Below are 11,753 nucleotides of genomic sequence, written 5' to 3'. Positions count from 1 at the left end.
ATTATTAAAAATAACCAAAACCAACTATTTTGTCTACTAGAGCATAGTGTATAAAAAAGTGCCAACTATTTTGTCTACTATGCCCCCCTTTATTGGCGGGCGTTTTGTTCTCTAAGATCGGGCCGTGTAGTCCCCCACAGCCACCCATTTATAGGTAGTTAACGCCTCTAGTCCCATTGGCCCTCGAGCATGTAATTTTTGTGTACTTACAGCCACTTCTGCCCCTAAACCAAATTGACCACCGTCAGTAAATCGGGTACTGGCATTAATATAAACAGCCGCCGCATCCACTTGTGCCACAAATTGTTGAGCCAGTTTTTGTGATTCTGTCAAAATCGCCTCGGAATGTTGACTGCCGTATTCACGAATATGATCAATGGCTTGTGCCATATCTTTCACGATCACCACGTTTAAATCTTTGGATAACCATTCTTGGCGTAATTCTTGATCCTGCACTGCTACCACGTCTGCACCGGCTTGTTGTAAAATAGAAAGTGCGGTGGAATCAGCGTGAAATTTTACTTGTTTCGCTTTTAAATGTGCGGCTAATTTAGGTAAAAATTGGCTAGCAATGCTTTCTTGTACTAACAGCGTTTCTAACGTATTACAGGTGCTAGGGCGTTGAGTTTTGGCATTATCAATCACAGAAAGTGCTTTAGTTTGATCCGCACTTTGTTCTACAAAGGTATGGCAAACGCCAATCCCACCGACGATCACAGGAATGGTGGCGTGTTGTTTACAAAGCTCGTGCAAACCTGCACCACCACGAGGGATTATCATATCCACATAACGATCAAGTTTGAGTAATTGCATGACTAAATCACGATTAGGATCCGTAATTGCTTGCACTGCAGTTTTCGGCAAACCGGCTTGTTCAAGGGCCGATTGTACCACTTCTACCAGCACTTTATTAGAATGTTGGGTTTCTTTGCCACCACGTAAAATCACTGCATTCCCCGTTTTTAAACAGAGACTTGCCACATCAATAGTCACGTTAGGACGGGCTTCATAAATGGTGCCAATCACGCCGAGTGGCACACGTACTCGTTCGAGTTTTAAACCACTATCCAATATGCCACCGTCAATTAATTGACCCACCGGATCGGCAAGGGAAATCACATGACGCACATCATTCGCAATGCCTGTTAAACGTTCTGGCGTGAGCAATAAGCGGTCAATAATCGCCTCACTTATGCCCGCCTGTTTAGCCAATGCAATATCTTGGGCATTGGCCGTTAAAATACGTGCTTGCTGTTGTTCTAGCTGATCGGCAATAATCGCCAAAGCCTGATTTTTTTGTGGTTGAGAAAGTTGAGAAAGAATAAAGGAGGCTTGCTTAGCTGCTTTACCCATGGCAATTAAATCGGTCATGATATTATCCTGTTAATTAGTGCGTTGAATTTGTTGCCAAAGTTGACGTTTTGCTTTGGTATCTTGTTGTAATGTGGTTAAATCTGGGCTTTGCCATAAATGGGATGATGTCTCACACAATGGCAAAGTGCGGTCTATTTTTTCAGCATTTTCACTGAGCAACCAATAAGTGACCTGCTGTGTTACATTGAGATGATAGATTTGTTCAAAATCAATGAATAAACAGTCATTGGATTCAATTTGAGAACTTCGCAACACATCTTGTATAAAATCGCCATCAGCGGAGAGCGGTGTTTCTGAAATAATAATCAAACGGATATGTTCAGCCACTGGAATATATACCGCCCCTTTTAAGGTATCCGGACGGCGTAATTTCCACTGGGTAATGCCCATTTGTTGTAACAGAAGATCTCGGCGGTTCAAAATGGTATCCACAAAAATAAAAAATTGGCTTTATTGTAAATAGGTTTTAGAGTTTCGTAAATAGATTGCGTATAATAGTGAAAATTTTATATAGGATTATTACCATGCTCAGTCTTGAAAGCCAAGTTTTACAGCGCCATTTGCCTTTTTTTGAAAATAAATCTGTGTTATTTGCCGGGGGAATCAATGATGATTTTCCAACTCAAATTCGTTCGCAAGCTAAATCGGTGGTAATTTGGTCTTGTTATTTTGATTATGTGAACCGTTTGCAAGACAAAAGTGCGGTGCATTTTGGCGAAATTTTTCAGGATCAAGCAGATTTGATGGTTTTTTATTGGACCAAAAATAAGCAAGAAGTGCAATTTCAGTTAATGCAATTATTAGCCAATTCACCACTCAATCAAGAAATCTTGATTATTGGGGAAAACCGTTGCGGTGTGCGTTCAGTGGAAAAAATCCTCGCACCTTTTGGCGATATTGGCAAAATTGATAGTGCAAGACGTTGTGGTTTGTATCATTTTTGCTTAAAGAAAGCACCGCAGTTTGAGATTAAGCATTATTGGAAAACCTATCAAAATGCAAAATTAGGTGAACTAAAAATTCAAAGTTTACCAGGGGTGTTTAGTGCCAATGAACTGGATATGGGAACGGATTTATTGCTTTCAACTTTGGCTCACAAAATAGCGGGTGACGTGTTGGATTTAGGCTGTGGGGCTGGGGTAATTGGAGCGTTTATCAAGCAACATCATCCACAAATTAATTTAGTTATGAGTGATATTCATGCGATGGCGATTGCTTCAGCTAAACGGACGTTAGCTGAAAATGGCTTGGCTGGTGAAGTGATAGCAAGTGATGTCTTTTCTCATATTCAAGGTAAATTTGATTTGATTATTTCTAATCCACCGTTTCATGACGGCATTGATACGGCCTATCAGGCGGTTACGACCTTAATTGAACAAGCCAAACAACATCTAAAAGCCGGTGGAGAATTGAGAATTGTAGCCAATGCGTTTTTGCCCTATGCAGATTTGTTGGATCGATATTTTGGTCGGCATCAGGTGTTGGCGAAGACAGGGAAATTTAAGGTGTATTCGGTGTGTTTGTGATGGTTTATCCCCGTACTCTCGTACGGGGGAAATAAATTAAATCCCTTTAATTGAATTAATCACCAAGTTCCAAAAACGATCTTTATCCAATTTTTTAGCCACAAACGTATTGCAAGGTTTGGGTGGATAGCGGAAATCCGCAACTGTCATACCTAGCGTATGCGTGCCAGTAAGTTCAATATTGACCGGCACATTTTGCACTTCAATCAATGTAGGATCAATCACATAAGCCACTGCACAGACATCATGCACCGGTGGGGAATCAAAGTTTTGGTTCTTTTTGTACATTCGCCCGAAGAAGTCTAATAATTCCACCACAAATTGAGAAACAGGCGTGCCAATATCAGCAATGCGTTGCACCACATCAGGCGTGGCTAAGGCCTGATGGGTAAGATCTAAGCCAACCATGGTGACTTTCCAACCCGCATTAAAGACAATATGTGCTGCCTCGGGGTCAATTTTAATATTAAATTCTGCCACTGCTGACCAGTTGCCCGTATGATAACCACCGCCCATTAATACCACTTCTTTCACCCGATCAATAATACGAGGTTCAAGGCGAGCGGCTAAAGCGATATTGGTTAATCCCCCTGTTGGCACTAAAGTAATGGTTTTTTCAGGGTGCGACATAATTAAATCAATGATTAAATTGACCGCATGCTTTTCGCTTAATGATTGGCGAGGATTCGGCAAAACGGGACCATCTAAGCCTGAATCACCATGAATACTCGGTGCATTTTCCACTTCTCGCACTAACGGACGGGTTGCCCCTTTGGCAATAGGGATGCCACGAATGTTGGCAATTTCTGCCACCGCTAGAGCGTTGCGAGAAACTTTGTCAATGGTTTGATTGCCGACTACCGTGGTGATTGCCAATAAATCAATGCTTGGATTGCCATGAGCCAGTAAAATTGCAATCGCATCATCGTGACCAGGATCGCAGTCGAGAATGATTTTTTTCGTCATATTGTTCTCCTTGTTTTTTATTTTTAGATCGTATTTCGCCGATGGCGACTTACTTTTTCTTTACTCGCTACGCTCGCACTTCGTGCCGTTGGCAAAGCCAACGTTCAAAATTCTGTGGATTTTGTGCTCGTGCAATAGCAAAAGTAAGCAAAAAGAAAACACGCCCCGATTTTGCCTTGTTTCCTGAAAATCATTAAATTTGCTTAACGGAAAAGTTGTCAACTCGCTTCGCTCACAAACGCTTTAGCGTTTGAACGTTGCTTTAGCAACGGCCCGTAGGGCGAACGCAGTGAGTAAACAATACAACTTTTCCTACAAATTTAATGATTTTCAGGCGGCAAAGACGGGGATTGACGTTATATTCTGCCTTTCGCTAGTTATTCTTTTCTCAATAAAAATACCCCATGTTCACTCAAATGCACAAAAGCATTTTCCGCATTAGGATCAAAATCTTCTGGATTACAATTCACCAATAAATCTTTTCCGCCCCAATTCGCCACAATTTCCCAATGGTTGCCCATGTACACCGCCGTTTTAATTTGGCATTGTTGGCTCGCCTCGCCACTGTGTTTTAAGTGAATAGCCTCAGGACGCACACCGACCAAACATTCGCCATCTGGCAAACCAAATTGAGCCGTGTTCGGTAAATGGAATTGATAGCCGTTAATAGTCACTTGATCTTGTGAAACCGAACCCTCAAAAATGCTACTTTCGCCCATAAAGTTAGCTAAGAATAAGGAATTAGGGCGTAAATACAGTTCTTTCGCTGGGGCTTTTTGCATAATTTTGCCTTTGTGCATGACGATAACTTCATCCGACACCGCAAAGGCCTCGGTTTGATCGTGGGTCACATAAAGGGAGGTAATGCCCAAACGTTGTTGCAACTCACGGATTTTTTCCCGCATAGAACGGCGTAAATTCGCATCTAAATTACTCAATGGTTCATCAAATAATAAGACTTTCGGCTTTAACACCAAGGCACGAGCTAGGGCGACACGTTGTTGCTGACCGCCTGAAATTTGATCCACAAAACGATCTTCAAAACCACCTAAATCCACTAATTCTAAGGCCTCTTTTACACGTTGTTTACGTTCTTCGCCGCTCACCCCTTGCATCCGCAAACCATAGCCCACATTATCACCAATGGACATGTGTGGAAATAACGCATAGGATTGGAATACGATACAAATATCCCGATTTTGGATAGACGATTTGGTCACATCTTCGCCATCAATAAAAATTTGCCCAGAAGTCGGGTTTTCTAATCCTGCCACTAACCGCAACACGGTAGTTTTACCGCAACCAGATGGACCAAGTAATGTCACCATTGTGCCACGTTTAATGGTTAAATCTAAATTATCAATAACAACCGCTTTGCCAAAGGCTTTAGTGATATTTTTTAATACTAAGAAATCTTGACTCATAATTTACAACCTTAAAATTAATTCATTTTTTTCGCTTTGGAACGAGAAATGCGAGTGTCGCCCACGATCCAGTCAAAGAATAAGATAATCGCCATCATTACCACGATTAAAATCGAACCATAAGCAATGGCAATGCCGTATTCGCCGTCTTCTACACGGTTTAAAATATAGGCGGTTGCCACTCGGGTATCGGCGGTGACTAAGAAAATAATCGCACTTACGGTGGTCATTGCACGCACGAAACTAGTCACGAGTGCGGACAATAACGCTGGTTTTAACAACGGAAACACAATATACCAAATGGTTTTGAATGAGCTACCTTTTAAAGACAGAGACGCTTCATCAAGGGATTTATCTAGCTGCCCTAAACCTGCTATCGCTGCACGCATCCCGATTGGTAAATCACGCATGACCATGGAAATAATCACGATAACGCTGGTGCCAGTGATGTACATTGGGGCATCATTAAAGGCTAAAATATAAGACACCCCTGCCACCGTCCCTGGCACGGCAAAGCAAAGCATTGTTAGAAATTCCAACGTTTTTTTGCCTTGGAAGTCTTTGCGAACCACCACATAAGCAATCAGTAAACCGAAAAGTGCGGTTAAAGGTGCTGCAATACCAGCATAGAACATGGTATTAAGTAGAGATGGCCATGCGCCATCACTTAAGCCTTGACCAAATAATAAGGCATAGTTTCGGGTGGTTAATGTATAATCCACGCCCCAGTTGACGGTGAAACTGCCGTAGAAAATACTGCCATATAACGCCAAGTTAAACACAATCCAAAACGCCAATATTGCCACAATTGTCCATTTCAAGCCTTGCGGTAATTCTTGCACGTCACCCCGATAGGATTTGCCTGATACAGTCACATAAGAACGATTACCGATCCAAATATATTGCACCACGAAAATCAGCAAGGAAAATATAAGCAACATTGAACCCAAGGTACTCGCAGAAGCATAATCTAATTGCGATCCCGCAATGTAGAAATAAATTTGAGTGGCTATTACGTCAAAGCTACCGCCCAACACCAACGGATTACTAAAATCCGCCAAGGATTGAATAAATACAATCAAAAATGAGTTCGCCAAGGCAGGGCGGAGCAGTGGGAAAATAATGTTATAGAATGTTTGATAGCGATTGGCACGCAAGGTATAAGATGCTTCTTCAATGGACGGATGAATGGATTTCAATGCACCGTCTAACAACATAAAGGACATTGGCGTAAAGGCTAAAATCTGTGCCAATGCAATGCCGTTAAAACCATAGAGCCAGTTATGATCAGTAAAACCTAAATAGTCGCTTAAAAATTCCGTCACATAACCTGAACGTCCAAGCATTAAAGTTACCCCAAGACCGACCACAAACGGCGGTGTCACAATCGGCAAAATGGAGAAAATTTTACCAATAAAGGCGGTTCGTCTGGCAATACGAGTGGTATAAAGGGCAAATGCCAAACCAAAAATGGTGGAAATTAAACCAACAAACGTGGATAACGCAAGGGAGTTGGTGATGACCCGAACAATGTAACTTTGCCCTAAAATGCGTAATACTTGTTGCGGTGCAAAGGTATCGCCGTCATAAAACATGGAAATAAAAATGGCGACCGTTGGATAGACAATAAAGAAGAAAATCAATAGGACAATCGCCAAAATTGAGCCAATAATAAATTTATCGCCTTGCATGACTTTGAGTTTAGCCAACGCAAAGGTGGCTAACGCAGACAGCGTGCAAATTAAAATCAGTACCGAATAACCCATGGAAACTTTGTAAATCATCGCCGTGATAAACAAAAATAAAAAGTTAAACGCCACTAAACTCAGTTCTGCTTTGGCTTGTTTTTCAGTGGATAAATTTAATTTTGGAATAATCAAAAAGCCGATTAAGGGTAAAAACCATAATATCGTCAAATTAATAGATGACCAGCCCATGGCATCATAAAATTCATCAGAGGTACTCTCCAGCAAGCCATAATCTAAGGCTTGTGACGGCAACACCAGAAAGGCGATTAAAGAGAGCAACAACCAAAATGGGGTTGTTTGTGTAAAAGGTGTTTTTGCGGAATACATATAACCTCGCAATAATTAAACTGTTTTGATTTTTTACCGCACTTTGTTTTTGTTTTTCGTGGTTTTTGTTTCTCGTGTTTGCCGCCCCAAAATCACTGAATTTTTAGAAAAAATCGCTTTGTTTGAGCAAAGCGAGTTGCGTTTTTTTCGTTAAGAAAATTCGGTGATTTTGGGGAAATAAGGCAAACCCGAGTTGCTTTTCTTTTTGCTTACTTTTTCTTTGGCAAAGCAAAGAAAAAGTAAGTCGCCATCGGCGAAAACCGATATTGATAAAATAAAAGTGCGGGATTTTTTTAGGAATTTAAAGTGTATCCTATTTCGCTAATTTCACTTCCTGAACCCATTTCTCAATCAAGCGTTTACGTTCGGCACTGTCGCCATATTTTTCAAAATCATAATTGATTAAGTTTAATTTGGTTGGATCGAATGCCACAGGGGATTGTTCAGCGGTGGTGTTGGTTAAGATTTGTAGGCTGTTACCTTTTTTCCATGCCAACTCTTGACCCTCTTTGGATAAGGCCCAATCCACGAACAATTTCGCATTATCAAGGTTTCTTGCGCCTTTGATAATACTTAAACCGCCCAATTCATAGCCTGTTCCCTCGCAAGGAACGACCATTTGGATTTTGGCACCTTGTTGTACTTGTAGGGCATAGTCATGTAAGAAACCGATACCCACCGTGGCCTCACCACGTGCCGCACTGTTAGACGGCGTGATCCCCGATTTTGTATATTGGGAAATATTCGGATGTAATTGTTTGAAATAGTCAAACGCACCTTGTTCGCCCCAAAGTTGTACGAAAGTCGCAATGGCGGTGTAAGCAGTACCGGAGCTTTGTGGGTCAGCGATTTGGATTTCGCCTTTTAAGCGTGGATCGGTTAAATCTTTCCAGCATTTTGGCACTTCTTTAATGCCTAATTTTTCTAAGCGTTCAGTGTTTACACCAAAACCCAAAATCCCCATATACACAGCAGACACATAATGTCCTTTGACTTTACCTGGATCTTGGAATTTTTCTACGATTTCTTTAATGTGTTTGGATTCATAAGGTTGTATTAAACCCATATCTGCCGCTTGGGCTTGTGGGTCAAATGTACCACCATACCACACGTCAGCTTGCGGATTGTTTTTTTCCGCCTCTACTTTAGCGAACGTGGAACCAGAACCGTTACGAATAAAGGCGGTTTTGACACCATATTTTTCCCCAAAGGCTTGGGTTTCGGTTTCGCACATTTCATTGGTGGCGCTACAATAAACTACTAAGCGACCTTTGGCGAGAACTTGTGTTGATAGCATTAAACCTGCACCTAAGAGTGCGGTGGAAATGGCAAAAGAAATTTTATTGAATTTCATAGAATACCTCATTTTGTTGAATGTCATGTTAAAATACTCGCATATCATAACGGTTTTATGGATTCAATTCTGTGAGATAAGTCACAAAAATGAAAATTCATGATAGAATATTCTTCTATTTGATATAAGAATCGAATATTTATTGAGCGTTTTGGAAAGGCGTCTTAGATTGATAAAGATGAAATGGGGTTCTCTATCTCAAAATAAATCCCATAATGCTTTTTACACCCTGCATTAAATTGTGCTTGGCAATAAGGGCAATGGGTGACTTGCATATATTTTTGAATTGACAGCGTGCGTTGGCAATGACCACATAAAATCGCTTGTTGATCAAATTCGTTAGGTTGCCAACGTTCAATGGGGTGATTTTCGCACGCATTATGGCATTGGTAGCAAGGATAAAATTTGTCACAACATTTAAATTTGATGGCAATAATATCTACCTCGCTGTGATAATGCTCACAGCGAGTTTGATCATCCACTAATAAACCATAAACTTGCATTATTTTTTCTTCGCCAACATGGTAACAAATTTCATTTTAATCCGATTGCCATTGGCATCGGTTTTGTGCAATTCACCTAATTCTTCATTATATTTTAACAATTCCCAGTCCGCATAATAATGGCGCAATTCATTTTCTTTAAAGGTGAAAGAAAATGGCACAGGGCAAGGATAATCGGCAGTGTCCATGGCCGCAACGATTAAATTATAACCGCCAGCGTTGGTGTGGCTTTGCATATTCTCAATAATCGCTGGCACAGCTTCACGATTAAGGAACATAAATACCACGGTCGAAAGGATAAAATCATAATTTTCTTGAATATTGGCTGAATTAATATCATAAACTGCGGTAGAAATCGGCAGATTTTCTTTAGTTTTGGTGTCATTGAGAAAAGCCAGACTGGTTTCATTGTGATCCCAAGATGCCACATCATAGCCAAGTAAACTTAAGAACAGTGAATTTCGTCCCTGTCCACAACCTAAATCTAACACTTTGCATGGCTGAATTTGTTCAACTGCCGCTTTGACTTCGGAGTGAGTAGGGGTCATATTGTATTTTTTGGTGAAGTAATCTTCTTTTTTGCAATGAAATTCAAGGAAACATTCTAAATCATCAGACAGGGGTTCGACTTTATGCCAAACTTGTGGTTCAACCAAGGGAATCTCGCTTTCTGGCGTGAAAATATGCTGGCTAAGTTCTGTGCCGTTTTCATCTAACACATAAAATTTTAGTTGGCCTTTCAGCACGGTTAATTTTCCCCATGTGCCGACTTTGGTGTTGTGCTTTTCTTGGAACATTTTCGGTAAACTGTCTTTTGTCCAAACAGGCATACGTTTGTAGCAGATAAGTTCATTTTTCATGGTCAATTCCCTGTTAAATAATAGTTGAGTTTTATACTAGGGTATTTTATGGCATGACGCAATAAAAAACGGCTCAAAAAATTGAGCCGTATCAAGTTTTGGTGGATTAAATTATTTTAATGAACCGACCATATCTTCTGGACGCACCCATTTATCAAAATCGTCCGCAGCCACTAATCCAAGGTTAATGGCCTCTTCACGTAATGTGGTGCCATTTTTGTGAGCCGTTTTGGCGATTTTCGCTGCATTTTCATAGCCAATGTGGGTATTTAAGGCCGTCACCAACATTAAAGATTGTTCTAACAACTGTTTAATACGAGGGTGATTTGGTTGAATACCGCTAGCACAGTGTTCATCAAATGAAATGCACGCATCAGCTAATAATTGTGCAGATTGTAAGAAGTTATACGCCATTACGGGTTTGAACACGTTTAATTCAAAATGGCCTTGGCTACCTGCAAAGGAGATCGTAGTGTCGTTACCTAACACTTGGGCACAGACCATGGTTAAGGCCTCGCATTGGGTTGGATTGACTTTCCCTGGCATAATAGATGAACCTGGTTCATTTTCAGGGATTAAGATTTCACCGATACCGGAACGTGGGCCAGAGGCTAATAAACGTACATCTTGTGCAATTTTGAACAATGACATGGCTAATTGTTTTAATGCACCATGAGTTTCCACTACTGCATCATGCGTCGCTAAGGCTTCAAATTTATTTTCAGCGGTAATAAATGGAAGTGCGGTGAATTTTGCAATATATTCTGCTACTTTCACATCATAGCCTTTTGGTGTATTCAAGCCAGTACCCACTGCGGTACCCCCTAAGGCTAATTGACCTAAATGCGGTAAGGTATTTTTAAGGGCTTTTAATCCAAAAGAAAGTTGAGCAGCATAGCCACTAAATTCTTGACCTAATGTGAGTGGAGTTGCGTCCATTAAGTGAGTACGGCCGATTTTCACTACATCTTTAAATTCTTCCGCTTTTTTAGCTAAGGTTTTTTGTAAACGTTCTACCGCTGGAATGGTATGTTCCACCACTTTTTTGTACGCTGCAATGTGCATAGCAGTTGGGTAAGTATCGTTGGAAGATTGGGATTTATTCACATCATCATTTGGGTGAATATAAGATTTTTCGCCTAATTTACCGCCATGTAACACATGAGCACGGTTCGCAATCACTTCGTTTAAGTTCATATTAGATTGCGTACCAGAACCGGTTTGCCAGATGACAAGTGGAAATTGGTTATCTAATTTACGTGCTAAAATTTCATCGCAAGCCTGTGCAATTAAGTCACGTTTATCAACAGGTAACACGCCTAAATCATGGTTAGCAAAGGCTGCTGCTTTTTTCAAATAGCCAAAGGCTTCAATAATTTCATGTGGCATAGAGGCTTCAGGCCCGATTTTAAAATTATTGCGAGAGCGTTCAGTTTGTGCTGCCCAGTATTTATCCGCCGGTACTTGCACTTCGCCCATTGTGTCTTTTTCAATACGATAAGTTGTCATAAAAATCACCTTTTAAAGTTAAAATCAAATTCTGATAGAGTGTAGCACTTTATGCTGTCTTTGTTAAAAGGGAAATGTTGGTTTTGTGACGTAGATCATATTTTTCTGATACTGATCTCAGCGGGGAGTGCGATCCCCGTACTGACGTACGGGGTCTTGTGA

11 protein-coding genes are annotated in these 11,753 nt (G+C 40.8%); 2 read left to right on the top strand and 9 right to left on the bottom strand.

Features of this window, described 5'->3' with window-relative positions; translation table 11 throughout:
* Positions 1 to 111: 111 nt before the first annotated feature.
* A complete protein-coding gene (proA, locus tag ACTG7L_RS09795) occupies positions 112 to 1,371 on the bottom strand; it encodes a glutamate-5-semialdehyde dehydrogenase (protein WP_439328381.1) in 1,260 nt (419 codons plus the stop codon).
* Positions 1,372 to 1,383: 12 nt separating this feature from the next.
* Entirely contained in the window at positions 1,384 to 1,794 is a 411-nt protein-coding gene (locus ACTG7L_RS09790; protein WP_439328380.1) for a DNA polymerase III subunit psi, read from the bottom strand.
* Between the two features lie 104 nt (positions 1,795 to 1,898).
* Between ACTG7L_RS09790 and rsmC the strand changes: the two genes are divergently transcribed.
* Complete coding sequence (rsmC, locus tag ACTG7L_RS09785) at positions 1,899 to 2,900, top strand: 16S rRNA (guanine(1207)-N(2))-methyltransferase RsmC (protein ID WP_439328379.1); 1,002 nt, start codon at positions 1,899 to 1,901, stop codon at positions 2,898 to 2,900.
* Between the two features lie 36 nt (positions 2,901 to 2,936).
* On the opposite strand, the gene uriH is transcribed toward rsmC, so the two are convergent.
* Positions 2,937 to 3,866, bottom strand: coding sequence for a uridine-preferring nucleoside hydrolase UriH (uriH, locus tag ACTG7L_RS09780; protein ID WP_439328378.1), 930 nt, complete (start codon positions 3,864 to 3,866; stop codon positions 2,937 to 2,939).
* A 41-nt stretch (positions 3,867 to 3,907) separates the two neighbouring features.
* On the opposite strand from uriH, the gene ACTG7L_RS09775 reads away from it, so the two are divergent.
* The gene (locus ACTG7L_RS09775) at positions 3,908 to 4,063 is read left to right on the top strand and encodes a hypothetical protein (RefSeq protein ID WP_439328377.1); all 156 of its coding nucleotides are present in this window, start codon (positions 3,908 to 3,910) and stop codon (positions 4,061 to 4,063) included.
* Between the two features lie 180 nt (positions 4,064 to 4,243).
* On the opposite strand, the gene fbpC is transcribed toward ACTG7L_RS09775, so the two are convergent.
* From fbpC to fumC, 6 genes are all read right to left on the bottom strand, one after another.
* On the bottom strand, positions 4,244 to 5,293 hold the full coding sequence (gene fbpC, locus ACTG7L_RS09770; protein ID WP_439328385.1) for a ferric ABC transporter ATP-binding protein: 1,050 nt from the start codon (positions 5,291 to 5,293) through the stop codon (positions 4,244 to 4,246).
* 14 nt (positions 5,294 to 5,307) lie between these two features.
* A complete protein-coding gene (locus ACTG7L_RS09765; protein ID WP_439328376.1) occupies positions 5,308 to 7,365 on the bottom strand; it encodes an ABC transporter permease in 2,058 nt (685 codons plus the stop codon).
* A gap of 313 nt (positions 7,366 to 7,678) precedes the next feature.
* Positions 7,679 to 8,719 (bottom strand): ABC transporter substrate-binding protein, encoded by a 1,041-nt coding sequence (locus tag ACTG7L_RS09760; RefSeq protein ID WP_439240808.1) that lies wholly within the window; start codon positions 8,717 to 8,719, stop codon positions 7,679 to 7,681.
* 164 nt (positions 8,720 to 8,883) lie between these two features.
* The gene (locus tag ACTG7L_RS09755) at positions 8,884 to 9,225 is read right to left on the bottom strand and encodes a CHY zinc finger protein (protein WP_439328384.1); all 342 of its coding nucleotides are present in this window, start codon (positions 9,223 to 9,225) and stop codon (positions 8,884 to 8,886) included.
* Complete coding sequence (gene tehB / locus ACTG7L_RS09750) at positions 9,222 to 10,082, bottom strand: SAM-dependent methyltransferase TehB (protein ID WP_439328375.1); 861 nt, start codon at positions 10,080 to 10,082, stop codon at positions 9,222 to 9,224. Before tehB ends, ACTG7L_RS09755 begins: the two co-directional genes overlap by 4 nt.
* Before the next feature lie 111 nt (positions 10,083 to 10,193).
* Positions 10,194 to 11,591 (bottom strand): class II fumarate hydratase, encoded by a 1,398-nt coding sequence (gene fumC, locus ACTG7L_RS09745; protein ID WP_439328374.1) that lies wholly within the window; start codon positions 11,589 to 11,591, stop codon positions 10,194 to 10,196.
* Between the last annotated feature and the right edge of the window lie 162 nt (positions 11,592 to 11,753).

The organism is Lonepinella sp. BR2357 (assembly GCF_051851525.1).
In the GTDB taxonomy this organism is placed as follows: domain Bacteria; phylum Pseudomonadota; class Gammaproteobacteria; order Enterobacterales; family Pasteurellaceae; genus Lonepinella.
The sequence above is the reverse complement of the archived record's forward strand: the minus strand, read 5'-3'. Positions and strand labels throughout refer to the sequence as shown.

Bases quoted from the DNA above. Each gene is read 5' to 3' on its own strand.
- proA (WP_439328381.1), bottom strand. From the start codon at position 1,371: ATGACCGATTTAATTGCCATGGGTAAAGCAGCTAAGCAAGCCTCCTTT.
- rsmC (WP_439328379.1), top strand. From the start codon at position 1,899: ATGCTCAGTCTTGAAAGCCAAGTTTTACAGCGCCATTTGCCTTTTTTT.
- uriH (WP_439328378.1), bottom strand. From the start codon at position 3,866: ATGACGAAAAAAATCATTCTCGACTGCGATCCTGGTCACGATGATGCG.
- ACTG7L_RS09775 (WP_439328377.1), top strand. From the start codon at position 3,908: ATGGCGACTTACTTTTTCTTTACTCGCTACGCTCGCACTTCGTGCCGT.
- ACTG7L_RS09765 (WP_439328376.1), bottom strand. From the start codon at position 7,365: ATGTATTCCGCAAAAACACCTTTTACACAAACAACCCCATTTTGGTTG.
- ACTG7L_RS09760 (WP_439240808.1), bottom strand. From the start codon at position 8,719: ATGAAATTCAATAAAATTTCTTTTGCCATTTCCACCGCACTCTTAGGT.
- tehB (WP_439328375.1), bottom strand. From the start codon at position 10,082: ATGAAAAATGAACTTATCTGCTACAAACGTATGCCTGTTTGGACAAAA.
- fumC (WP_439328374.1), bottom strand. From the start codon at position 11,591: ATGACAACTTATCGTATTGAAAAAGACACAATGGGCGAAGTGCAAGTA.